The organism is Nonomuraea sp. NPDC049129, from assembly GCF_040648495.1.
Taxonomy (GTDB): Bacteria; Actinomycetota; Actinomycetes; order Streptosporangiales; family Streptosporangiaceae; genus Nonomuraea.
In genome coordinates, this window is record NZ_JBEZDU010000038.1 from 49,680 (window position 1) to 75,195 (window position 25,516).

Annotated in this window: 21 protein-coding genes and 4 pseudogenes; 6 read left to right on the plus strand and 19 right to left on the minus strand. The window is 68.3% G+C overall.

The window, feature by feature from the left end:
- Position 1: 1 nt before the first annotated feature.
- The 9 genes from AB0B64_RS55605 to AB0B64_RS55645 form a co-directional block, all read right to left on the minus strand.
- Positions 2–1,552: a GMC oxidoreductase gene (locus tag AB0B64_RS55605; protein WP_357961196.1), complete on the minus strand. Its 1,551-nt coding sequence runs from the start codon at positions 1,550–1,552 to the stop codon at positions 2–4.
- A 24-nt stretch (positions 1,553–1,576) separates the two neighbouring features.
- Entirely contained in the window at positions 1,577–2,704 is a 1,128-nt protein-coding gene (menC, locus tag AB0B64_RS55610) for an o-succinylbenzoate synthase (RefSeq protein ID WP_225301994.1), read from the minus strand.
- Between the two features lie 2 nt (positions 2,705–2,706).
- Entirely contained in the window at positions 2,707–3,501 is a 795-nt protein-coding gene (locus AB0B64_RS55615; RefSeq protein WP_358203144.1) for a GNAT family N-acetyltransferase, read from the minus strand.
- The gene (locus tag AB0B64_RS55620) at positions 3,498–6,593 is read right to left on the minus strand and encodes a serine hydrolase (protein WP_358203152.1); all 3,096 of its coding nucleotides are present in this window, start codon (positions 6,591–6,593) and stop codon (positions 3,498–3,500) included. The genes AB0B64_RS55615 and AB0B64_RS55620 overlap by 4 nt, the downstream gene beginning before the upstream one ends.
- A gap of 215 nt (positions 6,594–6,808) precedes the next feature.
- Positions 6,809–7,609, minus strand: coding sequence for an ABC transporter ATP-binding protein (locus AB0B64_RS55625; RefSeq protein ID WP_357961202.1), 801 nt, complete (start codon positions 7,607–7,609; stop codon positions 6,809–6,811).
- Entirely contained in the window at positions 7,606–9,474 is a 1,869-nt protein-coding gene (locus AB0B64_RS55630) for a dipeptide/oligopeptide/nickel ABC transporter permease/ATP-binding protein (protein ID WP_358203173.1), read from the minus strand. The genes AB0B64_RS55625 and AB0B64_RS55630 overlap by 4 nt, the downstream gene beginning before the upstream one ends.
- Entirely contained in the window at positions 9,474–10,502 is a 1,029-nt protein-coding gene (locus AB0B64_RS55635) for an ABC transporter permease (protein ID WP_357961208.1), read from the minus strand. The genes AB0B64_RS55630 and AB0B64_RS55635 overlap by 1 nt, the downstream gene beginning before the upstream one ends.
- On the minus strand, positions 10,499–12,052 hold the full coding sequence (locus tag AB0B64_RS55640; RefSeq protein ID WP_358203178.1) for an ABC transporter substrate-binding protein: 1,554 nt from the start codon (positions 12,050–12,052) through the stop codon (positions 10,499–10,501). Before AB0B64_RS55640 ends, AB0B64_RS55635 begins: the two co-directional genes overlap by 4 nt.
- Positions 12,053–12,205: 153 nt before the next feature.
- The gene (locus AB0B64_RS55645) at positions 12,206–13,834 is read right to left on the minus strand and encodes a helix-turn-helix domain-containing protein (protein WP_358203186.1); all 1,629 of its coding nucleotides are present in this window, start codon (positions 13,832–13,834) and stop codon (positions 12,206–12,208) included.
- Positions 13,835–13,948: 114 nt separating this feature from the next.
- On the opposite strand from AB0B64_RS55645, the gene AB0B64_RS55650 reads away from it, so the two are divergent.
- Entirely contained in the window at positions 13,949–14,794 is an 846-nt protein-coding gene (locus AB0B64_RS55650; protein WP_358203191.1) for a M55 family metallopeptidase, read from the plus strand.
- On the opposite strand, the gene AB0B64_RS55655 is transcribed toward AB0B64_RS55650, so the two are convergent.
- Together AB0B64_RS55655 and AB0B64_RS55660 are read right to left on the minus strand one after the other, a co-directional pair.
- Entirely contained in the window at positions 14,791–15,945 is a 1,155-nt protein-coding gene (locus tag AB0B64_RS55655; protein WP_358203196.1) for a M20 family metallopeptidase, read from the minus strand. The genes AB0B64_RS55650 and AB0B64_RS55655 overlap by 4 nt on opposite strands.
- A complete protein-coding gene (locus AB0B64_RS55660; RefSeq protein WP_357961222.1) occupies positions 15,942–16,985 on the minus strand; it encodes a serine hydrolase domain-containing protein in 1,044 nt (347 codons plus the stop codon). Before AB0B64_RS55660 ends, AB0B64_RS55655 begins: the two co-directional genes overlap by 4 nt.
- 187 nt (positions 16,986–17,172) lie before the next feature.
- Between AB0B64_RS55660 and speB the strand changes: the two genes are divergently transcribed.
- Positions 17,173–18,156 (plus strand): agmatinase, encoded by a 984-nt coding sequence (gene speB, locus AB0B64_RS55665; RefSeq protein WP_225301984.1) that lies wholly within the window; start codon positions 17,173–17,175, stop codon positions 18,154–18,156.
- 53 nt (positions 18,157–18,209) lie between these two features.
- Here the strand turns inward: speB and AB0B64_RS55670 are convergent.
- The 5 genes and pseudogenes from AB0B64_RS55670 to AB0B64_RS55690 all read right to left on the minus strand — a co-directional run.
- A pseudogene (locus tag AB0B64_RS55670) lies at positions 18,210–18,350 on the minus strand (Hsp70 family protein); the annotation flags it as partial.
- A gap of 58 nt (positions 18,351–18,408) precedes the next feature.
- Complete coding sequence (locus AB0B64_RS55675; RefSeq protein ID WP_358203206.1) at positions 18,409–18,744, minus strand: hypothetical protein; 336 nt, start codon at positions 18,742–18,744, stop codon at positions 18,409–18,411.
- Entirely contained in the window at positions 18,741–19,055 is a 315-nt protein-coding gene (locus AB0B64_RS55680; RefSeq protein WP_358203210.1) for a J domain-containing protein, read from the minus strand. Before AB0B64_RS55680 ends, AB0B64_RS55675 begins: the two co-directional genes overlap by 4 nt.
- Before the next feature lie 539 nt (positions 19,056–19,594).
- Positions 19,595–19,804, minus strand: a complete 210-nt coding sequence (locus tag AB0B64_RS55685; protein ID WP_358203300.1) for a hypothetical protein — start codon at positions 19,802–19,804, stop codon at positions 19,595–19,597.
- A 62-nt stretch (positions 19,805–19,866) separates the two neighbouring features.
- A pseudogene (locus AB0B64_RS55690) lies at positions 19,867–20,576 on the minus strand (Tn3 family transposase); the annotation flags it as partial.
- A 35-nt stretch (positions 20,577–20,611) separates the two neighbouring features.
- Here AB0B64_RS55690 and AB0B64_RS55695 point away from each other — a divergent pair.
- Entirely contained in the window at positions 20,612–20,863 is a 252-nt protein-coding gene (locus AB0B64_RS55695; RefSeq protein ID WP_358203306.1) for a hypothetical protein, read from the plus strand.
- A gap of 681 nt (positions 20,864–21,544) precedes the next feature.
- Here the strand turns inward: AB0B64_RS55695 and AB0B64_RS55700 are convergent.
- A pseudogene (locus AB0B64_RS55700) lies at positions 21,545–22,066 on the minus strand (DUF4158 domain-containing protein); the annotation flags it as partial.
- A 298-nt stretch (positions 22,067–22,364) separates the two neighbouring features.
- Between AB0B64_RS55700 and AB0B64_RS55705 the strand changes: the two are divergent.
- Positions 22,365–22,493: pseudogene (locus AB0B64_RS55705) on the plus strand (hypothetical protein); the annotation flags it as partial.
- 159 nt (positions 22,494–22,652) lie between these two features.
- On the opposite strand, the gene AB0B64_RS55710 reads toward AB0B64_RS55705, so the two are convergent.
- Together AB0B64_RS55710 and AB0B64_RS55715 are read right to left on the minus strand one after the other, a co-directional pair.
- A complete protein-coding gene (locus tag AB0B64_RS55710) occupies positions 22,653–22,934 on the minus strand; it encodes a hypothetical protein (RefSeq protein ID WP_358203310.1) in 282 nt (93 codons plus the stop codon).
- 16 nt (positions 22,935–22,950) lie between these two features.
- Positions 22,951–23,208, minus strand: coding sequence for a hypothetical protein (locus AB0B64_RS55715; protein WP_358203314.1), 258 nt, complete (start codon positions 23,206–23,208; stop codon positions 22,951–22,953).
- Positions 23,209–23,695: 487 nt separating this feature from the next.
- Between AB0B64_RS55715 and AB0B64_RS55720 the strand changes: the two genes are divergently transcribed.
- Positions 23,696–24,391 carry an ABC transporter permease gene (locus tag AB0B64_RS55720; protein WP_358203215.1) on the plus strand — a complete coding sequence of 232 codons (696 nt, stop codon included), beginning with the start codon at positions 23,696–23,698 and terminating at the stop codon, positions 24,389–24,391.
- Positions 24,388–25,482 carry a glycoside hydrolase family 3 C-terminal domain-containing protein gene (locus tag AB0B64_RS55725; protein ID WP_358203220.1) on the plus strand — a complete coding sequence of 365 codons (1,095 nt, stop codon included), beginning with the start codon at positions 24,388–24,390 and terminating at the stop codon, positions 25,480–25,482. The genes AB0B64_RS55720 and AB0B64_RS55725 overlap by 4 nt, the downstream gene beginning before the upstream one ends.
- Positions 25,483–25,516: the final 34 nt, after the last annotated feature.

The following is a 25,516-nucleotide window of genomic DNA, read 5'->3' on the forward strand; positions in this document are numbered from 1 at the left end:
TTCAGTGGAGCCTGCGGGCCATATGCTCGCCGAACATCACGCAGGCGAGATGGGTGTTGGCGCGTGGGACAAAGGGGAAGACGGAGGCATCGACGACTCGGAGACCCTCGAAACCGAGGACCTCGCACCGGGGGTCGACGACCGTCTCCGGCGCGTTCGGATCTCCCATCCGGCACGTGCTCGTCGCGTGCTGCGTGTCGACCACGCTGGCGCGCAGGTAGTCGCGCAGTCGCCCTGGTGTGTCCAGGGCATCGCGCAGCGACGAATTGACCCGCCAGAGATCGCCGTCGGCGATCTCCGCGAAGCTGGAGTGGGCCACCAGGTCGCCGAGGAGCCTGATGCCCGCTTCCAGGCGGTCGATGTCGCGCTCGTCCGACAACATGTTCAGCGCCACCCGGGGCTGCGTGCTCGGGTCGGCGCTTCGAAGCTTCAGCGTTCCGCGCGAGTAGGTCCGGTTGACGAACACCCCGACGGCACCGGCGCCGGCGCGCACTTCGGCCGCCGCCATGGCCAGCGCGTTCTGGTTGAGGGCGGCCAGCATCATGTCGTTCCCGCCGGGCACGGTGCCGCTGCTGTAGCGCACGCAGCAGTTCGTGTGCCGGTCGGCGGGGCCGGCCGAGGCCGCTTCGGTGAGCGGGATGCCTATCAGGGCCATCGGATGGTCCTGGAGCCCACGGCCCACCGGCAGATCGGCACGGACCTCGATGCCCAGCCGTCGGAGGTCATCGGCGGGGCCGATGCCCGAGCGCATGAGGATCGAGGGCGAGGCCGTGGCGCCCGCGCTGAGCGCGACCTGGTTCGCGTGGAAGGCCGATCCGTTGGCCAGCCGGACGCCGACTGCCCGAGCACGTTCGAAGAGAACCACGTCGACCAGACTGTCGCCGCGGATGGTGAGGCCCGGGTTGTCGCGACGTGGCTCCAGGTAGGCGTCGTGGCACGAGACCCGTCGACGGTCGATCGAGTTGATGGGGTAGGGAGAGACGCCGGTCGCGCCGGGTGCGTTGACGTCCGGGGCCCACCCGAAACCCGAGGCGAGCGCTGCCGCGCGGAGCGCCTGGTCGACCGAGCCCCACGTGTCGACCGGGGCCCGGTAGACGGGGATCGGGCCGGCGGTGCCGTGGTAGTCCTCGTCGCCGAAGCCGGCGTCGGACTCCAGGGCGATGAAGTCCGCCATGACCTCCGCGGACGACCATCCGGTGCAACCGGAGGCCGCCCACTCGTCGAAGTCCTCGATGGGCGGCCGGATCGCGATCTGCCCGTTCACCGTCGAGCTTCCGCCGAGGCCCTTGCCTCGCCAGTACAGGTAGGGCTCCTGGGCCTCGGTCCTGGTGGCCAGATGCCCGTCCCACAAGAACGCGTTGTAGTCGGAGTTCAGGATCGCGTTCAACGGATTCGGCGACCTCCATGCCTCCGGAAGCTGCGAGGCCGCGTAGTCCCGGCCGGCCTCGAGCAGCAGCACCCGCTGTCCCGCGTCGGCGAGCCGTGCCGCGAGTGCCGAGCCGGACGAGCCCGCTCCGACGACGATGGTGTCGTAGCTGCCTGCTGATCCCATCTGGCCTGATCCTTGGTCTCGTCGCTAGGCGGTGAGGTCGAGCGTGTGAACGGTCATCTCGCCGAGTGCCGCGGGAAGGGGTTCGACGCCGAACCCGGGTCCGCCGGGGATCGACACCGCGCCGTCCTTCATGACGATCGGCTCGGTGATGTCCTGGGCGTAGAACCGATCCGAGCCCGAGATGTCGCCGGGCAGCGTGAAGCCCGGGAGCCCGGCCAACGCCGCGTTGGCGGCTCGGCCGATGCCGGTTTCGAGCATGCCGCCGCACCAGACTGCGACGCCGTGCGCCAGCGCGAGGTCGTGGATGCGTGCCGCCTCGAGGTATCCCCCCACTCTTCCAGGCTTGATGTTGATGACACTCGCCGCCCCCAGCGCGATCGCGTCGGCGGCCGACCGCGCGTCAACGATCGACTCGTCCAGGCAGATCGGCGTGGTGAGCAGGCCCGCGAGCAGAGCGTGTTGCCGCAGGTCCTCCTCGCCCAGCGGCTGTTCGATCAGCAGCAGATCGAAGGGGTCGAGTCTGCGCAGCCGCTGGGCATCGGAGAGACGGTAGGCGGTGTTCGCGTCAACCTGCAGCGCGATGTCGCCGAACCGCTCGCGCACCGCCTTGACCGGCTCGAGGTCCCACCCGGGCTGGATCTTGAGTTTGATGCGCGCGTAGCCCTGGTCGACGAAGTCGGCCACCCGGCCGAGCAGGTCGGGAATCGACTTCTCGATGCCGACGCTGACCCCCGAGGGCACCGAGACGCGGGTCACACCGAGCTGCGCTGCGAACGACATGTTCCGAAGCCGCAGCTGGGCATCCAGGATCGCCATCTCCAGAGCGCCCTTGGCCATGCGGTGGCCGACCACGTGCTCAAGTGCCGCGCCGACCGTCGATGCCGACACGGCGTGACCCGCGGCCTGCCACTCGAACAGCGCGGGCACGAGGAATCGCCGCAGGACCTCTCGTGCTCCCTCAAGGTATTCCGGCGAGTAGAACGGCTCGGCGAGGGCGACGCACTCACCCCACCCTGTCACGGTGCCGCCGTGGTCTGAGGCCGTGACCCGGATCAGGAGCGGAAGGCGCTCCGTCTGGGTGGAGAACGAGGTGGTGAACGGGTGGATCAGCGGCATCCGGACCGTGATGAGCTCGACACGCTCGATGTGCATTCTCAGGTGCTCCTCGTGAGGCAGTAGTGACCCCGGCGGTCGAAATCGACGACGACCCAGCCTTCTTCCAGCAGCCCACCCAGCGCCCGTCGTAGCGCGAGCCGCCATGAGATCGCGAGCTCGGGTTCGTGGCGCCGTAGAGCCTCGATGTCCGAGGGGATCTCCACGACGCATCGGGTCAGCGACTCCGCCCGGCCGAGGTCGAGCTGGGGTCGCCGGTCCACGGACCTCAGTACGGCGGGGCCGTGCTTCTTCTCGGCTCGTGAGGGCGCCGTGGCCTGCCCGATGTGCCAGGCCACCATGATCCGGTCGCTGTGCTGGCCCTGGTTGAGCCCGTCACCCATCGGTCCGTAGAAGTCGGGCAGGTAGACCTCGACCTCACAGCCGAGCTTGTGGAGGTTGAAGTACGCGTTCCGGGCCACCAGGGGGTCATAGGTCCACGTCACGCGAGTGACACCGCGGGCCAGGCACCAGTCGCGCTGGTGGTGCTTGAGGGCTCTGCCCCATCCTGTGCCCGCCGCGTCTGGTCGCACGCCGGCGATGTGGGAGTGCAGGGCATTCTCCCGGGGCGGGTAGAAGAACCCGATGCAGACCGCCATGAGCTCATGGCCGCGGAAACCACCGGCGACGTAGTTGCCCGCGTGCGCGAACGCCGTGAGGAGCTCCGGGCTGACATGCGACTGGGTGTTTTGGACCTTCCAGATCTGCGCCACGAGCTCGGAGGCGGCAGACATCTCCTCCGGGCGGTGAAGCAGCCGCAACTCCATGGAGGTCGAGCTCGGCGCCTGGGTCGTCATGAGCACTCCTGCCGCAGGAAGCGGGATCCGTTGTAGACGCCGCCGGCGACGGGCCGGAACTGCTTCTCCCCCGCGAGCTCAGCGGTGGTGTAGGCGTAGCCGCCCGGGATGTTCGAGGCATGCAGCGCGACGAACTCCGGCTCTGCTGCCGTGCCGTCGCGCAGATGCCCCTTCCGCTCCCACAGTGTCAGTCTGAGACCGTCCGCGTCGGGGGCCACCTCCGCGCGATAGCCAGCGCACTCCCAGGCGCCCTCCAGCGGTTCGGGCGGACGTGTCATGTCGGCCCGGACCCGGACCGGGGGCAGACTGCCGTCGATCGACGACGTGACGTCCGCGAACAGCTCGTAGAAGAGACCATCCGGTTGACCACCGCTGGTCAGCAACGCCACCGCGTAGTTCGTACCGGGGATCAAGCGCAGGTATGAACGTTGGCCGATCGTGCCGCCGTCATGGCCGTATACGAAGGTTCCCCGCCAGTCCTCGAGGAACCAGCCCAGTCCCCAGCCTTGGACGGTGGCGACGCTCTGTCTCAGATCGACATGCTCGATGGTCATCAGGCGAGCGCTGCCGGCTGACAGCAGACGAACGCCTTCCCGGGTCACCCCTCCGCGCAGTGACATCTCCGCGAACGTCAGCAGGTCGCCGACGCTCGCCACGATCAGGCCCGCGGGTCCCATGGATCGGGTGATCGACCACTGGGGCACCGGGGCCGACTCGTCGCCGAAGCCGGCGTGGCCGGTCGCCGTGGCGAACTTGGGTGCGTCCTCGCTCAGGGTGATGGTGTGCCGCAGGCCCATCGGCTTGATCAAATAGTGGAGCAGCGCCTCGTCCCACGTCATGTCGCGGAGCACCTCGACGATGCGGCCCGCGACGACGAAGCCGGCATTGCAGTAGGAGAACCTCTCTCCAAGCGGGTGGATGTGGGAGACGGCGGCGAGGTGCTCCACGTACCGCGCGACGCAGTCGTCTCCCCTCCCGGTGTCGGTGAAGACGTCCCCGTCGATGCCGCTGGTGTGGTTGAGCAACGCCCGTACCGTCACCGAGGGCGACTCGTCATCGGCCAGCCTGAAGTCCGGCAGGATTTCGCGCACGGGAGCGTCGAGATCGAGCAGCCCCTCGTCGACGAGCTGCATGACGAGCATCGTCGTCCAGACCTTCGTGATCGACCCGATCTGAAAGACGGCGTCGTCGATGACGGGTTCCCGGGTCGAGACGTTCAGGACCCCGGAGCTGACCGTGATGCGGTCGAAGACCGTTCCGCTCCGATCGAGCTGCACGATCCCGAGTTGCGCCCCGACGACTCCGTGCCGTTCTCGGAGGAGGTCCAGACGGCGGCGCCAGTAGTGCTCCCCACGTGGGGCCGGCGACAGCGCGGCCGGCCGTGCGGCGGCGCGGGTGTGCAGCTCGACCCATTCCACGACCCGGGCGTGGTAGTCGACGCGGTGATCGACCTCGCCGTCGGCGATGAAGAGGTGGCTGCCTCCTGGATAGACCACCAGGCGAGTCGGCACACCCTGGATCCGCAGTGCCGAGAACCACTGCTGCGCCTGTCCGATCGGGCAGGTGTTGTCGTTCTCGCCGTGCAGCACGAGCGTGGGTGTCTTCACCTGCTCGACGCGTGCGATCGGAGAGCTCTCGATGAGCCGGACCACGTCTGTCGGCGCGGCACCTGCGGTCGCCGAGGCGAAGAAGCCTTCCGGCAGCAGTCGCTGACCGGCGATGGAGGCGAAGTCGCAGATCAGGCCGCCGGCCACCGCAGCCGCGAACCGGTCGGTGTGGGCGGTGAGGGCACAGGTCGCGACGCCGCCGTAGCTATAGCCGACGACAGCGAGTCGCTCGGGGTCGGCGATCCCCTCGGCGATCAACTGGTCGATCGGCTCGATGAAGTCCGCCAGATCAGCTCGTCCCCAGCCGCCGTCGACGGCTCGGTAGAACTCCTCGCCGTACCCGTCGGATCCACGGGGGTTGAGCGTGAGGACACGCCACCCGCGTGCGGCGAGGAGCTGTTGGTACAGATGGATCTCGTCGGCCACACCGGCCCAGGCGTTGTGCGGCCCACCGTGGATGTCGAGCAGGAGCGGAGCGGTTCCGGTCGTGTCCGGTGCCGCCATCAGCCACCCGTGGACGACGACGCCATCGCTGATCGTGAACTCTCGTGGCTCCGGTCGACAGAGCTGGACCCCGGGGAGGCTCTCTTCCATCAGCGAGGTGAGGACCTCGACTTCGCCGGTGGCGAGGTCGACGATCGCGACCTCGGCGAACGACTCAGGAGTGGTCAGGACGATCGCGGCACGGGGTGTCTCGGCGGCCACCGAGAGCGCGGAGACGACCTGATGCGGCTCCGCGACGATCGGCCTGCCCTCTCCGCCATCCGGACCGACCCCGTACAGATGGGTCCAGCCACGGTCACGCAGGCAGAAGACGATCTCGCTGCCGTCGTGGCTTTGCGCCGGGTGGCCACCTGGGTAGCCCGTCGCGCCCGGCAGCACATTGCGGTCCAGCCCAGCCGTGATGTCGGTGTCGGGCCTGCCGTCGCCGTACAGCCGGAGAAGCCGGGCATGACCTGCCACCATCGCGGGTGATCCCACGGCGAGCAGCGACGCGCCGTCGCGAGCCCACATGACCGGACCGGTCACTCCTGTGGCCTGTCCGAGCACCTGCACCGGAGCGAGCGGGTCGTCGACCTCGACCGCGTAGGCGCGGCGTTCGAGCTCGACGTCCGCGCGGTGGGCCATGGAGGCCGTGAATGCGAGGCGGTCGCCGTCGGGCGACCATGCCGGGCCGTCCGCGTCGTAGTCGCCGTCGGTGACCTGTCTGATCTGCCTGGATCCCAGGTCCATCACGAAGATCTGGCGGCGGACACTGCCGATCCAGCCGATCTCGTCCGCCTTCTGGTCGAGCGTGTCGATGACGATGGGCGCAGCGGCGTCGCCGGGCGCGCGGTTCACGGGTGCGGAGAACGCGACCCGGCGACCGTCCCGGCTGACGGCCGCGGCCCCGGCCCCCAGCGGCAGCTCGGTCAACCGCGTCGGCTCACCCATGTGCGGCAGGAGATGCAACTGCGGGAATCCGTCGACATCGCGCAGGAACATGATCCCCGTTGGGACGATGCGAGGTGCTCGATCCGTCGGCCCGTGGGTCAGCGGCTGTGGCTGAGAGTCGCGGGAAACCGCCCACAGCGAGGTCTCCGTGCGGTGGTCTGCCGCCTGGCGCCGCGTGAAGACGACCGTTCTTCCATCCGCCGTGATCGCAGTCTCGGGAACGGTGACGACCTGACGGACGTCATCGAGACTGCACAGGCGAGAGTTCATAGAGTGGTTCCTTTGCCGAAGAGAGGGGTGCCGATCCGGGGGACGGCACGGATCAGCTCACGTGTGTAGGGATGTTCGGGGTGGTCGATCACCTCGGTCGCCGATCCGACCTCGACGACCTGCCCGTCCTTCATGACCGCGACGTCGTCGCACAACTGCCTGACCACAGCGAGGTTGTGGCTGATGAAGAGAACCGTCAGATCGAGGTCCCGCTGGACACGCATCAGCAGATTCAGCACGGTTCCCTGCACCGAGACATCCAGCGCTGAAGTGATCTCGTCAGCGAGCAGCACCCGGGGCTCGGCGGCAAGCGCCCGCGCGATCGCGACGCGTTGACGTTGACCCCCCGACAACTGCATGGGCAGATCGCCGGCACGGGCCGGGTCGAGCTCGACCATCTCGAGAAGTGCGGCCACCTCGCCGCGCCGGTGAGCGCGATCGCGTCGCGTGGATCTTCCGCGTACGGCAAGCGCCTCCTCGATCGAGGCGCCGATGGACATCCTTGGGTTCAGGCAGGAGTTGGCGTCCTGGAAGATCAGCTGCACGGTGCGGCGAACGGACGCGGCGCTCCCCCGGGCACCGACGACATCGGTGCCGTCGACCAGGATACGGCCCGTATGCGCCTCGTGCAGGCCGACGACGGCGCGAGCCAGCGTCGACTTGCCCGAACCTGACTCGCCCACCAGCCCCACCGTCCGGCCGCTCGGCACGTGGAGACTCACCCCACGAACCGCCTGATGGGCGGCGGGTCCGTGCCCGTACCTGACTCCCACGTTCTCGAAGGCGAGGTCGCTCACACCGACCCCTCCCTTACGGCGTCGAGGGGAAACTCGGCACCCTCGGTGATCGTGGCGAACTCGGTGCCCGGGACGGCGTCCATGTGCGGCACCGCCGCCACCAGCGCCCGGGTGTAGGGATGCGCCGCGCGTCCGCTCGCGAGATCCTCGGTGCTCAGGCTCTCCACGATGGCTCCCCGGTACATGACCAGGACCCGCGTGCAGAATGACGAGACCAGCGAAATGTCGTGCGAGACGAACATGACGGCCGTCCCATGCTCACGGTTCACCCTCCGCAAGAGCGCCAGGACCTCCCGCTGCACCGTGACGTCGAGGGCCGTTGTCGGCTCGTCGGCTATGACCAGCGCCGGTTCGCCCATGAGCCCCATCGCGATCGTGGCTCGTTGCCGCATGCCACCCGAGAACTCGTGGGGATACTGGCGGGCGCGGCGAGCCGGGTCGGAGAGCCGTACCGCGGCAAGCCGGTCGACCGCACGCCGGCGTGCCTCGCGCCGGCTGAGGCCGCCGTGCAGCAGACCGACCTCCGCGACCTGCGTACCGACGTGAAGGGCGGGGTTGAGCGAGGTCGAGGGATCTTGGAAGACGAATGCCAGCCGCGTACCGAGCTGTTGGGCCAGCGACTTGGAACGCGGTCTGCCGGGCACCTTGCCCCTGACGACCAGTTCCGTGCCGTCGAACTGGACCGATGACGCCGTCACGTGAAGTGGCTCTTCCAGGAGTGACGCGACCGCCATGCAGGTCAGTGACTTCCCCGAGCCCGACTCACCGACGATGCCGACGATCTCCCCTCGATCGATGTCGAAGCTGACGCCACGAACCGGCGTCGCCCATCCATCCCCCCGGGGCGCCTCCACGCGCAGGCCGCGTACGCGGAGCACGGGGTCCTCCGCGACCTGCGGGACCGGTGCCGCCGCCGTCGAGCCGGTGGTCTTCCGCCGCCGGCGGCGGCCGGAGGGCCGGTGCAGCCCGAATGCCCGGGCGAGCACCTCGCCGGCGAGCGCGAACGTCACGCCGGCGAACACGATGGCGGCGCCTAGCCCCAGAGACGGAGCGGGGTTCACGTAGATGGCTCCCATGCTCTCGTTGAGCATGCGGCCCCAGTCGTAGTCCGGCGCCTGTACGCCGAGGCCCAGGAAGGACAGCCCCGTCGCCGCGACCAGCGCGGTGCCGGCGCCGATGCTGGCGTTGACGATGAGCGGGTCTCGCATGTTGGGCAGGACGTGCCGTACCAGGATCCGCGCTCGGCTGACGCCGAGGATGCGAGCGGCGGCCACGAAGTCGCGCCCGGTCACCGACGCACTGAGGGTCTGAGTGAGCCGGGCGTAGGACGGCGCCATGGCCAGGCCGATCGCCAGTGTGACACTGGTGGCGCCCACACCGAGGGTGATCGACACGACGATGGCGAGCAGGAGAGCCGGAAAGGCGAGTGCCACGCCGATGGCGCTGTTGACCAACCGCCCCAGCCGCCGGGGCGCGATCGTCGGCAGCAGGCCGATGACCACACCGACGAACACGCCGAGGGCGGCCGACAGGACGGCGGTGACGATCGAGAGCCGGGTCGCGGTCAGCACCCGCGCGAGAACGTCCCGGCCACCCGCGTCGGTGCCGAGGAGGTGGTCCGCGCTGGGCTTCGCGGACAGTTGGGTCAGATCGGCCTGCCGCGCGGCCTCGCCCCACAGCACCGGTCCGAACACCGCGAAGAACGCGACCACCATCAGGGCGGCCAGCGCGCCGATGCCGAGGGGAGAACGCAGGACGGTCAGGAACCTGCGGCGAGACGAGACCGCCATGGGCATCGGCTCGCCCACCGCGGCGGCCGGCCCCGCCAGCGCGGAGTCGGGAGAGGACATGCTTGTCACTGCCATCACGTGTCCTTCAGCGCTGAACGCGGGTCAAGGCAGACCAGGACGATGTCGATCAAGAGGTTGGAAACGAGGACGATCAAGCCGTAGACGATGACGATCCCCTGCGCGAGCGGAAAGTCCTTGCTCCGCACCGCGTCCACGATCGTGAGCCCGAGTCCGGGCCACGAAAAGATGGTCTCGATCAGCACCGTGCCCGCGACGAGGGAGCCGAGCACGATTCCGGCGACGGTGAGCGAGGAGGTCACCAGGTTCGGCAGAGCGTGGCGGAAGTACAGGCGCCACCTCGACATGCGCTTCGCCCGCGCCGTCCGGATGTAGTCCTGCTCGAACACGGTGAGCGCCTCGACCCGGACGATCCTCGAGACGCCCGCGGCGACCGCGATCGACAGTGCCAGGACGGGCAGCACGTACGAGCTCGGATCGGTTCGGCCCGCCACGGGCAGCAGGTGGCTCTGAACGGCGAAGAAGTACACCAGAGCGACTCCCATGAGGAACTCGGGGATGACGGCGAACAGGCCGCTCGCCGAGGTGTAGGCCAGGTCGACGGTGGGTCTGCGGCCGCCTCGGGTGAGCGCGGCGACGACGATGCCGAGCGGGATCGACACCAGGAGCACCAGCGCCAGCGACAGGAACGCGAGTTCCAGGGTCGCCGGCAGGCGCTGCTCGATGATCGTGGTCACCGGCAGGTGAAGGGAGAAAGAGTCTCCGAGATCCCACGTGAGCAGCCCCTTCCAGAAGTTCAGGTACTGCGTCCACAGCGGGTCGTTCAGTCCCAGGCTTTCGCGTTGTGCCTCCACGACCGCGGCCGTCGCGTTGATTCCGAGGGCATTGCGGACCGGGTCTCCTGGGATCAGCCGGACCATCAGGAAGACGACGGTCACCAGGGTGACCACCGAATACGCGAGCCGCACCAGCCGCCGCACGATGAAGGCCCCCAGTCGCCCACCTCTGCCCCGGAGCGTTCCGGTCGCGGAATCCGGTCCCGCCCCGGTTCCCGTCAGCAGGGTGACGGTCGGTTCCGTGGTCACTTCAGCACGCGGATCGCCGAGCCGCCGACGGGCAGGTAGAGCGCCGTCGCGCCATTGAAGTACATCTTGTACGGCGTGACGGACACCGGTATGAGGTCAGCGCTTGTCATCAGGGTTTTCTCCGCCTCGGCCCAGGCCTTGCAGGCATCGTCACCGGTCCGCCCGCCGGCCGCGGCGACGCTGCGGTTGTAGTCCTTGTTGTCGATGGAGGCGAAGTTTGTCCCCGCAGGGGCGGCAGGTCCGGAGAGGTACTGCGGGAAGATGGCCGGTGTGCCCGTCTGGAGGTTGAGCCCCAGCGATGCCGTCCAGCCCGACGGGTCTTTGCCCGCGAAGGTCCGGCTGATGATGTAGTTCTCGTCACCACCGTCGAGTTTCACGGCGGCGCCGGCGGTCTCCCACTGCTTCGCGACGTATTCCGCGGCGGCGCTGCCCGTGTCCGTGGAGTTGTCGTAGACAAGTGTGATGTCGACCGGCTTGCCCACCGCGCGCAGGGCCTGGCCGGCGGCGTTCGGGTCGTGGGAAGGCAGGTTGCCCTGGACGGTGTCGTAGGCGCACCGGCTCGGGTGTTCGGAGAGCAGCGATTTCGCCCGTTCGCCCTTGCCGCCGGTCAGAATCTTCGTGAGGGTGTCGAGGTCGATCGCCTGGGTCAGTGCGCGCCGTACGGCGGCCTCAGCGGTCGGGAGACCTTGATGGTGGTTGTAGACGATCATTCCGGACATGGCCGGCGTCGGCTGCGACTTGAGAGCGGCGAGGCGTTCCTCGTCCTTGCCGCTCACTATGGCCGCGTTGAGTTGACGGGACAGCAGCAGGTTCGCTCTGGTCGACGGGCTCGGCACGATCTTGGTCGTCACGGTCTTCGGCATCCCCGGCGTGTTCGAGGTGCTGTTCTTGGGGCCCCAGGTGTAGCCCTCTCGGCGGGTCATCGTGATCGAGTCTCCGGCCACGACGCGATCGATGACGAACGGGCCGGTGCCGTCGCTCCCCGCGGAGAGGCTCTTGGGGTCCTTCAGGCCGCGCTCGCACACCAGCTGCTGCTCGCCGATGTCGTACAGCATGAAGGGCCGCGGCTTGGAGGTGGTGACGGTGAGAACGTTCCCCTTCGCGCTCGCCTTGGCATCTGCCGGCACGACGGATTCCAGGCGCGGCGACTTGTTGGCGGGGTCGACGATCCAGTTGAGGTTGTCAGCGGCGGTCTGCGCGGTGAACGGCGTGCCGTCGGCGCAGGTGATGGCGTCGTTCAGGGTGTAGGTGACCTTGGTCGGGCTTTCGGTCCAGCTCTTCGCCAGGAAGGGCGCGGGCTTGGCCGTCTCGGCGTCGAGGAAGATCAGCGTGTCGTAGGAGTACATTCCGACGATCTGCGCGTTGACGAGGTTGGTGACGAGCGGATTCAGGTCGCCTGGGTCGGAGTCGATCGCGAACGCGAACGTGCCGTCCGTCGCGAAGCCCGCCTGGCCCCCGTCCGAGCCCGAGCCCGAGCCCGAGCCGCCGCAAGCCGCAAGAGCTGGCAGAGCGATGAGGAGGGCTGCGAAAGCAGCGGCGCGTCGATTCATGGCAGGCCCGCCTTAAGGTCCGAGTCGGGGTGTGACGTGGAACACCAAGACTCACCTGCCTGGTCGGAGAGGCGCATCGTACGTCCGCCTGATCTGCGTGCACGGACCTTGGACGATCGACCAACCCGGGACCGGCTGATGCGGTCCCGGTCGCTACGCGGGTGGCCGCGGCGATCGCCGACCGGGGCCGAGTCGGAGTTGCAGCATCAGAGCGAATCGTTCGTCGGGGTCGGCCAGATCCACGCCGCCGATCGCCTCGATCCGGCCGAGCCGGTATCGGAACGTGTTCTTGTGCACGTGGACGGCTCGTGCCGCGGCGGCGACGTCCCCGAAGTGCTCGAGCCAGCTCTGGAGTGTCGGCACCAGCTGGGTGTCGTGTTCGGTGTCGTAGTCCTCCAGGTCGGCGAGCGGGCCGGTCAGTTCCATGCGGTCGGCTGCCATCAGGTCGCCGAGGCGGAGCAGGAGGAACTCGATCGCCACATCCGCCAGTGACGCGACGCGTCTGCCCGCGCGCGGATTGGAGCTCAGCACCCGCATCGCGGCATCGGCATCGCGCCGGGATGAGCCGAGTTCGCTGACGTCCTCGACGATGCCGCCGAGTCCGGCGCAGAACTCGGTGGCGGTGTCCAGACGGGCGATGAACTCGGCGGCCAGGTCCTTCATGGCGGCCAGCGCCGGGGCGGCCGCGGCACGCACAGGGACGACGGCGTAGACCGCGCCGCCGAGTTGGGCGACGATGGCCCGCGGATAGGTGGGCCTGAGGTGCGTCCGAAGCGCGGAGGCCGTTCGCTGGATGTCGGCCGCAGTGCGGACCTCGTCGTCGTACTGCAGCGGCCCCAGGACCAGGACGCATGCCGGCGACGAACCGAAGGCCAGCTGCTGCGCGGCTTCGCGCGCGCCGGTCCCTCCCTCAAGGAGCATGGACAGCAGGGCGACTCCGAGTCGTTGGGAGGCATCGGCGCTGACGCGGGCACGCAGCATCTCGAGCGCGATCACCCGTGCTGTCTCGATCATGGCGGCCTCCCGCTCGGGGGTGAGCGGCCCTGCCACGGCGGCCCAGATGGAGCCGAGAAGCTCATTGCCCGCCTGGACCCTCATCGCCGCCCGAGGACGGGTGCCGGGGGCGGGGTTCTGCATGAACACCGGTCGCTCCGAGGCGTACACGCGGCGGAACATGCCCTGTTTTCTCTGGTATTCGCTGTAGATCTGCGGCACCTGGAGGCCGAGGATCGTCAGGCGGCGCGGCTCGTCGGCGCCGGCCTGGTCAGCCGAGAAGGCGACCACCCGCGACGACAGATCCTCGATGGTGACCGGGGCGTCGAGGAGAGCCGACAGCGAGTTCGCCAGGGCGAACAGGTCTCGGTCCGCATCGCCGCCGACAGCGGGCGCCCCATCGGCACCGAGAAGCAGAGCGCCGTTCAGCAACGTCGCCACCTGGATCCACGATGCGCCCTGCACCAGGCCGAAGACGGACACCTTGCCGCGCTCCGCCTCGCGGGCGACCTCCTCGTCGACGGCCAGCGGCTCCCGGACCACGAGGGCCGTGGCCCCGGCTTCGCCCAGCGCTCTGACCAGGGTGACCAAGCTGTCGTCAGCCGCCACGCCGACGCCCAGCACCACTGCGTCCGGCGGGACGTCGGGTCGGTCCAGAGGATCGTGAAGGATGACGGTCGTCACGGCACGAGCCGGCTGACGTGGCCCCGCCTTGATGGTCAGCAGCGTCGAGCCGAGCCGCTCGACCACCCGCCCCAGGTCCGCTGGTCTGCTCCTACCGTCTTGCATTGTGTGATCGTACATCTGTGTCCGATTTGATTCGGTCGATCGACCCAGTGTTGGCGCGAAAGCCTCGACAACAATGGGAGTGACGCGTGGCACCGACGAAGGAGCAGCTCAGCGATGAAAGCGTACATCTCCGTCGACATGGAGGGCGTCGCCGGCATCGCGACCCTCGACCAGATCGTGCGCGGCGGATACGGCTACCCACGAGCCCAGGAGCTCATGACCGAGGAGGCCAATGCCGCGATCGCGGGCGCCTTCGACGGCGGAGCGACGAGCGTGCTCGTGAACGACTCCCACGGGACGATGGACAACCTGATCCACGAGCGCCTCGACCCGAGGGCACGGCTGGTCTTCGGGCAGCCCAAGGCCCAGTGCATGGCCGAGGGCCTGACCGAGGACTGCGCAGTGGCGCTCTTCGTGGGCTACCACGCGCCGGCCGGCACGCCCGGGCTCTTGGCGCACACCTTCTCCGCCTACTTCGGTGAGGTCAGAGTCAACGGATCACCGGTGTCGGAGGCCGAGGTCAATGCCCTGTACGCGGCATCCCTCGGTGTCCCGGTGGGCCTGGTCACCGGGGATGACGTCATCGGCGCGATCGCGACCGAGATCTTCCCCGAGGCCACGATCGTGACCGTGAAGAAGACACACGGATTCTCGGCCACGGACTCCGTCGCGCCGAGCGTGGCGAGGAACCTGGTGCGGGAAGGGGCCGCCGATGCCGTGGCCCGCGCGTCGGCACTGAGCTGTCCGCCGCCGCCCCCGTCGTTCGAGGTCGAGGTCGACCTGCCCTCGCCGGTGGCCGCCGAGCTCGCCGCCTGCATCCCCGGCTGCGCCCGGACGGCCGACCGGACGGTGTCGACAGTCCTCACGGCGTCGGCGGATCTCCTCGGATTCATCACAGTCCTGTACGAACTCGCGGCGAGCAGCGAGCGCGCGCGTCAGGTGCTCTCCGACCGCCGTTAGAACTCTGCGAGTTCCTCGATGAGGGTGGTGAGCAGTCGCGTACGCGGGAGGATCCACGCGATCTCCGCGTGCTCGTCGCGGGCGTGGGCGCCGCCGCCGACGGCACCGAGCCCGTCCAGGGTGGGCACTCCCATACCCGCGGTGAAGTTCCCGTCCGATGCGCCGCCGACCGTCATCTCCTCCAGCGGAGGATGGCCGAGGCGGCGTGCGATTCGTTGTGCCTGGCTGAACAGCGCCGCCGCCGCGCTCCGTTCCATGGGCGGCCGGTTGATTCCGCCCCGCACCCGGATCTCCGCCGGGACGAGAACCGGCGTGACCTCGCGGATCGCCCGGTCCACGCGGTGCTGCTCCTCGGCGGTGCCGGCCCGGACGTCGACAGCCACAGTGGCCGTCGCGGGCACGGTGTTGGGCGTCGTGCCCGCGCTCATCACCGTCGGGGTGACGGTCGTACCGGCCGCCGGGTCAGCGAGCTGGGCGATCGCCAGCACCACCTCGGCGATCGCGATGGTCGCGTTCACGCCCTTCTCCGGATCGAGACCGCTGTGCGCGGCACGACCGAGCACTTCGATCCGGTAGAGGGACACGCCTTTGCGCCCCGTCTTCAGTGCGCCGCCCGGGCCGGCCGCCTCCAGCACGAGGGCTGCCCGGCAGCGGCCTGCTTCCTGCTCGATCAGTGCCCGTGATGTCGTGGACCCCAGCTCCTCATCGCCCGTGATGAGAAGGGTCACCTGGTCGAGGACGCCGGTGCCGCGGCATCGCCGCAGCCACGCGAGAGCGTGGATCGCCTGGACGAGGCCGAGTTTCATGTCGAAGCAGCCCGGGCCACTGACGACGCCGGCAGTTTCGGTGTAGGGCAGCTCGTCCAACGTGCCGAGCGGCCAGACGGTGTCGTGGTGCCCGAGGAGCATGACCTTCGGATCGGCCCCGCGCAGCAGGACATGGTCGACTCCGTCGACGCACAGGATCTCTGGCCGACGCCCCAAGCGCTCATGAACCAAGTCCGCGACCACCCGCGCGGAGCGGCCGACCGCGTCCAGGTCCGTCGACGGCGACTCGGTACGAACGAGTCTGCTCAGATCCTCGAGGAGGAGCGACAGGTTTCCGGACACCTCCGGCCCGGTGGAATCCTCGGGTGTCGGCTTTTTCCTCATGAGCCGGCAGCGTTCGCGAGCCGGGTGCGCAGGAACGCGGCGAGCAGGTCCGCGGAGTGGTCGTCGAGGTTGGTGAGGACGACGACGGTCATCGCGGTCGCCGGATCGTGGCCGGCGAACGATTGGAATCCGGGCAGTTCGCCGTTGTGGCCCCACATGCCGTCGAAGTTCGCGATGCCGAGGCCGTAGGTGATGGTGCTGTCGGGCACCGGGTGGGTGCGCATGAGTTCACGCCGGGTCTGCTCCTGGAGGAGGTCGCCGCGCACCGATGCCTCGATGAGCAGTCTCAAGTCGCCTACGGTGGACACCGCGTTACCGGCGGTCCACGCCCAGGACGGGTTGACGCGCGTCGCGTCGACGAGTTCGCCGTCCCGGCGGTGGTACCCACGCAGCCGAGGATCCGGCAGGGCGGCGGCGTCGTGCGTCAGCGGCGGGAGCTCGGTCTCCCGCATGCCGAGGGGGTCGAAGACCAGCCGGCGCGCGACGTCCTCGACTCGTGCGCCGGTTACGTGCTCGATGAGCATTCCCAGCATGATGTAGCCGGCGTTGCAGTACGCCCAGGAGGTGCCGGGCTCGAACTGCTGCGGGTTCCGCAGGGCGACTTTGAGCAGCTCGGAGGGAGTCCAGAGCCGGTCGGGCTCGAGGAGCAGACCGGCGACGAACTCCTCCGAGGTGTAGTCGGGCAGGCCCGAGGTCATGTCGAGGAGACGGCGAACGGTGACTCCTCGCGGGATCTGCGGCTCTGCCAGATGGGCCTGTATCTCATCGTCCAAGGAGAGGTCTCCGGCTTCTACCAGGCGCAGGACGATCAGCGCCACGATGGTCTTCGTGAGGCTCCCGATCCTCATGCGGCTGCCGGCGGTGAGCCGCACCCCGGTGGCCAGATCGCAGACACCGAGCGCACGGGTCCAACTGCCGTACGACGGACCGCTCACGTGGACGACGGCACCCGGGATGCCCAATCGCCGGCGCTCTCCGTCCAAGGCGCCGAGCAGGTCTGGAGTCGAGGACGCATACGCATCCGATGCATTCTCAGGCAAGCGGAATCCTCACTCGTGGGTGTTATGCCGACCTTCGCATCATTGTCCTCACCAGGTATCGGCGCATTGTGCCGAAGGCCGGAAGCGGCGCGAATCCCTCGTGCGATCGACCGAATGCCCGGGAGAGAGCTCTGACTACTGTGAGGCCCAGAAGACGGGGGCCGGTCACCTTGGGAGGAGAATCGCGTTGTCGAGCGTTGAGAAGGACGAGCTCGCGGAGTCCGGCGACACAGGGATCGTCGGACCGCCCGATTCCATCAGGCAGCTCCCGCGTTTCGCGGGGCCCTCCACGTTCGCCCGCCTGCCGCGGCTCGACGAGGTCTCCCGGGCCGACGTCGCGATCTTCGGCGTGCCGTTCGATGCCGGTACCACCTACCGGCCAGGCGCACGATTCGGCCCGGAGGCCATTCGCGCCGGCTCCAAACTCCTGAGGCCCTACCACCTCGGGCTCGAGATCGAGCCGTGGTCGAGGTTGCAGATCGCCGACGCCGGTGACGTCGGCGTGACTCCCTTCGACATCGCCGAGGCGGTGAGTCAGATCGAGTCGGCCGCTCAGCGGCTCTATCGAAGTGCTGACCGGATCATCACTCTGGGCGGCGACCACACCGTCGCCCTCCCGATGCTGCGAGCCGCCCATCGGCACCACGGCCCCGTGGCACTCATCCACTTCGACGCCCATCTCGACACCTGGGACAACATGTTCGGTGCGCGGCTCACTCACGGCACTCCGTTCCGCCGGGCCACCGAGGAGCGACTGCTGGCGGTGAACCACTGCGCCCATGTGGGCATCCGCCACACAACCCCGGCCGCCAAGGATCTGGAGGACGACAGGGAGCTGGGATTCGCGACGATCTCCACACTCGACGTCGCGCGGCGCGGCATCGAGCACGCCGCCGACCGGCTCCGGGAGAGAGTGGCTGATCGGCCGGTCTACATCAGCATCGACATCGACGTGCTCGATCCCGCCCATGCGCCCGCGACCGGCACCCCTGAGCCCGGCGGGCTGAGCACCCGGGAGCTTCAGCTGCTGCTGTACTCCCTCGCGGACCTCGACATCGTCGGTGCGGATGTCGTCGAGGTCTCACCCGCCTACGACCACGCTCAGATCACCGCGCTGGCCGCCGCCGGCCTCACGTTCGACCTCCTGGCCATGGTTGCCCGGGGAAGGTAGTCATCGGAACGGCCCCAGTCCGGGCCGCGATCTCGATGGCGGGCACGCCGTTTGTCAGCGCTCTTGGCGAACGCGACCACCGAAGGGGTCGTCCGCGAGCCCTCGGTGTTGGTGACAACGGTCGGCTCACCGCCTTCCAGCACGCACACGACCGAGTTCGTCGTGCCCAGGTCGATACCGACGGGTCGGGTCATCACCGGCCTCCTTCCTTGCGGCCCTCCTCCTCATGGCACCAGCTCCGCCTTGCGCGGTTCACCGCCACCACAGGCGCGCCGTGGGCCAGCCGAGCCGCGGCACCTCACGCGTATCCCTGCGAGTCAGGCCCCATCGGGTGGCGCCCATCCGCAGCAGCACATGTTCCAACGGCGCAACAGCAGAAGACCGCTCCACGATCACGACTGCCACATCAGCCGCGTGAGCAGGAACACGCCGGCGGACGGCGTGCGCGGACACGTCGAGGCCAAGGTCCGGCGTGTGGGTGACCCGGACAGAAACAGGCCGCCCTTCGAGTCGGGCGCCGCCTCCGCGCGTGGCGTCGTAGGCTGCGCGCCGGGCGGGGTCGCGCAGCACGGCATAGGCATCGATCACCTCAGCGAACCGTTCCCGTTCCGCCGGCCCGGCGGGCGAACATCAGGATGCAGGACGCGCACCAGTCGGCGGTACGCGGAGGTGATCTGCTCCGCAGAGGCCGACGATTCCACACCGAGCACCCCGTAAGGGTTCCGCCGGGGCTGCTTGCCGCCGTACCGTACAGTCACCGTGCTCATCTCCTGCACCACAGACATCAGCTGGATGCGCTGCGACCTGCAGGTATGAACGGAACCTCGATATGAATGCTGTAGCAGCGCACAGCTGTGCAGGGAAAACCTCCTGATCACCATGCGCATCAAATTCACCATTCGTAGCAGAATCGGGAGCGTCGGCGCCTCCTCCGGGAGTCCAGGCACTCCTCCGGACCTGTTCCTCGGATCCGGAGGCTTGGGTCATGTGACAGCCGCTGGTGGGCCGTCCCGTAACCGCGCAGCCGCGGGATTACTCAGAGAACAGGTCACCGAGTTCGGCCGATGTGTCAACAGCCATGACTCCATCGCACCGATTCGCGCCGTTGGCTTCGCCACTTGATCGTCACACCCGTCGCGAAGGCCGTTGCCCGGCCCCGGAGACTCGGGCCAGGCAACGGCCTTCATAACGCCCACCAGTCCATGGGTCCACTGCAGCGGTCGGGACTGTCTCGATAACGATGGCGGCCGCCTACGGCCTGCTCCAACTGCTCGCCCTGCTCACCCACATCGGACCCTGAAAAGGGGCGGCACGCCTCGCGCCGCCGACCGCCGGTTGGCTCCTCCTGATCCTGTCGGATCACATCACAGCAGCAGCGGAGGTGGTCAGTGAAAGCGGAGCGGCGGCCACGATCATGGTTCTTCCAGGTTCGGGGGCATCAGGGGTTGATCAGGAAGGTGGTGCCGGACTCGTTGACCAGCGTGGGGCGCAGCGGCCGCCAGCCGTCGTCCAGTTTGGCGAGTTCGGCTTCGATGTCGACCTCGATGAAGCCGAAGAAGTTGATGTTCTCGCGGTGGCCGGGGGCGATGAACGACAGCAGTTCGTCGGGAACCTCGCGACCCTGAGCGCGCAGTTCCTTGATCGCCATCCGTAATACTCAGTCGTCCAGGTGATCACCGCGTTCGTCAAGATCGTGAGGCACCATGCCTGCTCGGTCTGATCCTGCAGGTGAGGCCGGACAATGGTGCCCTGCTGGGCGTAGTGCAAGTCCCGGCGCAGCGCGTGCAGCGACTCGCCCTTGTTAAGCTGCCGGGAGATCTTGCGCCGGTAGACCGGATCCGAAAGGTAGCGGGCGGCGTGGATGGTGCGGCGCATCCGCCCCCACTCCTTCAACGCCGCGGCCAGGGTGTTCTGCCGGGAGGCGGCCGACCACTTCCCGACGATGAGCGAGGCGGTCTCCTCCCCGAACTTCAGCGATCCGCCCATCCGCAACAGGTCGGGTACCATCCGGCGATCAAGTCCTCGTTCCACCGGTCGGCCAGCAGCGGCCCGGCGTGCGGATAGAGCGCGTTGGTCGCCGCCGGGGTGTCGACCCGCAGCATGGTGATCCAGCCCAGATCGCGCATCCTGGGGGTGAGGACCTTGCCGACCAGGTCGAACAACCCGAAGTTGACCAGCGTGGCGCCGTGGGTATCGGTCGGGTGCTCGTGGATGGGCAGATCGGTGGCATTGCCGAGCATCTCGTCCAGGGTGTAATGGCCCTCGCGGGTAGTCGGCACGATCTGCTTCGTGCCGTACGTCGACCACTGGTCGGAGACATGGGTGTAGGTCGACAGGACCCGGCCGCCGTGGATGTTCATGTCCCGGGCCGTCAAGCTCTTGCCGCGGACAGGAAACCGCTGCCCGTCGGAAGACGACATGTGCCGGCGCCGAATTTCTTGGCCAGCTCCAGCCGGTGCGGGCGTCCAGCTCGATCAGCAGGGAAGCGATCGGTACGAACGGCAGCATCCCCGACAGCTCCTCCCGCAGTTCCTTGGCCTCGGCCGGGATGTCCTCGGCCGACAGCGGCGGGATGACCAGCCGTCCGGCCTCGTCCAGCCGGACCGCGCCGACGTCGTTCGGGGAAGCGCTGGCGAGCGTCTCCTCCAGATCCTCCGGGGCCTGGTGGAGCTCCTCTTTGACCTGCTCGATCGCCTCGGCCGCCTGAGCGGGTTTGCGGGCCAGCTGGCAGAACTCCGCCCGTTTGCCCTCCCACTGCTCGGGGGTGTACAGGTAGGTTCCCGGGTCGGCGTAGCGGCGCGAGCACGGCACGAACACATCCCCGCTGCGCAGACCATCCCGCAGCGCGAGCACGGTGCACAGCTCCCAGTAATGCCGGAACGCGGTGTCGTCCCCGCTCTTGCGCGCCTTGGCCAGATAGTCGGCGTACCGGGCGGGCACGAACGACGTCGGCGCCCCGGCCGGGACCTTCCGGCCGCCGGTCCGGTTCAACTCCCTGAGGATGGTGACCGCGTCCAGCTGGTCCACCGCGGACTGGGCCACCACCGCGAGCAGGATCGGGAACCGGCGCTCCTCGCGCCGCCTCAACCCCTGCACCGTCGAGCGCCGCCCCAACGTGGCCAGAAACCGGCGCCGCTCCCGCGGCAGCATCGACAGATCCAGCAGATGCGCGTCCAACGCGCGCAGGTACATCAGCTTGTCGATCGCCAGCTTGATCGACGTCGGCGTTGCCCTCCACCGCCAGCGTCGTCAGCCACGCCAGCCGGGTCGCCCCGATCTCCGGATCGTGCACCAGCAGCCGGTCCAGATCCGCCCGCATCGGCCTGGTCAGCAGATGATCGACCTTCTCCGACGTCAACGCGCCCGCACCGGTCCGAGCGGTCGCTACCATCTCCATCAGCGTGACCACGCCCGGCCGCACCACGCGCGCGCTGATCAGGAACTCCGCCGCCTGATGAAACAGCAGCGACGGCGAGTCGTGCTCCATCGCCCGGTCCAGCAGGAACTGCTCCAGCTCCTTCAGCGTCTCGCCCGTGGTCGGAACCGGTTTCCAGTCCAGATACTTCAGCACCAGCTTCAGATGATCACTGCGGGCCCGCGCCCGCCGCCCGTACTGCTCCAGCATCCCCGGATACACAGCCAGCTGGTTCGCCAGCCGAAGCACCGCCGCCTGCGGCACCGCTCAGATGTCATCGGGCACGAAACCCAACCACGGTAACGTGCACAGCTGGACGGCCAGCCCCAGCCGTGCCGCGGGCCCGCGCCCGCCGCCACGGTCCAGGTTGTCGATGAAGCCCAGATCCTTCCGCGTCAGCGTGAAGAACCGGATCAGCTCCTCCCGGCCGATGTCTGGATACGACCGCAGCCGCTCCATCTGCTCATCAGAGAAGAACTGGGTCGCCAACCCCATCAACCTCCACGGAAGCACCACAACCAGTACGAACCGTAGCGGCAAAGATCGTCAACCGCCCAAGAAGCCGAATAACAGCAGGTCAGAGGCGGGTTCGTGGTATTTTCCGCGATTGCTACCGGGACCCCTAACGAAGCCGTCACTAAGTACACGCAAGTAGCGTTAGCCCTGGTCAACGCATCGAGCGTGACTGGGCTAGCCTGCGAGTTGCGCTGATATGCCCCGCTCGTCGTGGCTCGGGGCACTACGGTGAGCGCCATGACCGCCGCCGCATCTCGCCCGGAGCAACCTGCCTCGGTTGAGCAGTTGGTCGCTGCTCAGCCTCTGCCTGGATGCCGCCGTCAAGCAGCCGCGCGAGCAGGGCTTCCCGGTCACCGACGTGATGTGCGCCCAGCTGTCGCCGATCCAGCATGGGCACATCAACTTCCTGGGCCGCTACGCCTTCACCTGCACCGATGTCGGCCGGGGTTGCGTCCCTTCCACGACCTGCCCAGTCCGACCGATTGAGCCTTGCCGTCGGCGACTGGTATCAGCAGCAAAACCGCAATTTGGCCTGCCGGGAGCGAGGCCTGCAACAAGACCCCGGTCACGCAGGGTTCGTATGGAGATCATTCGACGCCGCGTGGGAGACCGTTCGCCCCTCACTGGACGGTCTGTATCTCAGCTTCGAGACGGCGTTCTCACCGCAGCAGTCTTCGGCGTCGACGTCGTTGATCGCGCCACCGACCGAGCGGATTTGCAGCATCGTTCCGGATTCGGCGCCGGCCAGTGCCTCGAGCCGGTCGGCGAGGGTGTCGTCCAGGTGGACGGCGAAGCCGTTGTGGAGGTAGGCGCCCTGCTGACTGCGGTGCGGTGCGCGTACCTCCACAACGGCCGCGTACGGCTCAAGCCTGGCGCGCTGGCCGAGGACAGGGCACGCGAAGAAAGGGGCCGAGCGCCCGCTCGGCGGCTCCGGCGAAGATGACGGGTCCCAGGGCGAATCCCCCGCCTGCCACGTACAGGAACGGCACGAGGCGGTCGACGCGGTACTGGAAGACGGCGTGGACGACCATCGGTACCAGTGCGGCGCCGGAGTCCATCGAGGTGACGATGCCGACGTTGGCGCCCGCGCCGCGTCCCGCCCAGAACAGTGGGTGATCCACGTGAAGACCGCCGGGCGGGCAGGACCAACGCTTGGCGCCCTGGAGGGTCTCGCGTTTGAGGCCGCCAAGTGCAAGCCGGCGCGCGATGCGTCGTTGGCCGATCTCGGGTTATCCCGCCAAGCGGCAGCGACGGAAACACCGCGAACTGGCCTCATCGTTCAGCTTTCGGCTGGCCCTGGTATACGCGGGTCGGCGATCGGAAGACTCAACCCATGTCAGACACCCCACTCTCCCCACGCGTTCGGCCCGTCAGTGAGCGTGCGACCGCCCTTGGTGGGGGTGAAACCACCAATGGTCGTCAACAAGCCGCTGAGCGTGCCTCCATGAGTCGGATCGCGGCAACTGCCGTCTCTCGGCTCGCCAGGGGCGGCTGGCTGCCGGCGCTGATCGTCCCCACCGCCTTCTTGGGGATCTTCTTTGCCGCTCCTGTAGTCGGGATGGCTATGGAGAGCCTGCGCGTCCCTTCGTTCGGGAGCTAATCCGCGCTGTGCTGGACAGCCCGCTGTATCCGAGGGTGCTGTTCACAACCTTCAAAGTCGCGGTGCTCATCACCGGATTCTGCCTGCTGATCGCGTACCCGTACGCTTATCTGCTCTGTCGCTGCGGGAAGGCTGCGCGGGGCGTCCTTCTCGTCGCTGTGCTCCTGCCCTTCTGGACGAGCGTGCTGGTGCGCAGCTTCGCCTGGGAGATGTTGCTCCAGGACACCGGCTTGATCAACGAAGCGCTCTGGGCCGCGGGAGTCATCGACGACCCGATACCACTCGTACGCAACCTGACCGGCGTGGTGATCGGCATGACGCACGTCCTGCTGCCCTTCATGGTGCTGCCGATATACGCCGCGATGAAGCGAATCGATCCAGGCCTGGTCCGGGCGGCCGAGACGCTCGGGGCCCGGCCGGCGAGAGCCTTCCACCTGGTCTATCTACCGCTGACCATGCCTGGGGTGGTGGCCGGCGTGCTTCTCGTCTTCAGCCTCTCGCTGGGCTTCTACATCACGCCGAGCCTGCCGGGCGGTCCGAAGGACATCTTGCTGGGTGAGCTGATCGTGCAGCGGTTCAGTGGGCAGTTGGACCTCGGCACCGGCTCCGCGCTGGGTATGGTGCTGCTGGCCGCTACCCTCGTCGTGCTCGCCGCAGGCAGCCGCTTCGCGAAGCTGAGCGACCTCACGGACGTCGGGCGATGAGAGAGCGCCGACCGGCCATGTGGCTGTATCTGCTGGGCGCGCTGATCGCCGGCTTCCTGGTCCTTCCCGCGGTGATCACCGTTCCGATGCCCTTCTCGTCCAGCCCGATTCTGCAGTTCCCGCATCGCGGCACCATCGACCTTCCCTCACCGCAGGTCGAGCTCATCCGCGAAGTCGCAGCCGCCGCGCACCGCACGGTCGTCGTCCTGGCCAACGGCGGAATCGTCTCCCTCGAGGGGTGGCACGACGACGTGGACGCGATCCTTGAGGGGTTCCTGCTCGGTCAGGGAGGCGGGCGCGCTCTCGCCGACATCCTCTTCGGCCGGGTCAACCCGTCCGGGCACCTGGCCGAGAGCATCCCCATTCGGCTCCAGGACCACCCGAGCTGGCTGAACTTCCCCGGCGAGCAGGGCCACGTGCGATACGGCGAAGGTGTCCTGGTCGGTTACCGCTACTTCGCCACCTCGGGGACGCCCGTGAGGTACCCGTTCGGGCACGGCCTGTCGTACACCACCTTCGAGACGCGGGCACTGAGCGTCACCCGCAACGGCGCCGACAGCGCGACCGCGCGCATCGAGGTGACCAACACGGGTGACCGGACCGGCAAGCACGTCGTCCAGGTCTACGTGTCGACCGACGCCGGACCCGTCCGGCGGCCGATGCGGGAGCTTCGAGGGTTCGCGAAGGTCATGCTCGAACCCGGCGAGAGCAAGACCGTGGAGATCGACCTTCCCCGGCGTGCCTTCGCTTATTGGGAGATCACCGTCGGCCGCTGGGTCGTCGCCCCAGGCGAATACCGCATCGAAGTGTGCGCCGACGCGAACACCGTGCTGCGGTCCTCGGCGCTCACCCTCGAGGGCGAGCGCAACGCCACCGAGTTGACCATGGACACGCCCGTGGGCGCGTGGTTCGAGCATCCCGAGGTGGGCTCGGCGGTGATGGACACGCTCGGCCTCACAGGCGCACCGATCACCGAGGAACAGCTGGCGATGATCGCGTCCATGACCATGCGTCAGTTCATCGGCATCTCAGGCCTGGACATCTCCACGGACGCGCTCCAAGCCCTCATGACGGTCAGCCGCTCCGCCTGAATCTGTCCCACCATCAACATCGCACTCTCAAAGG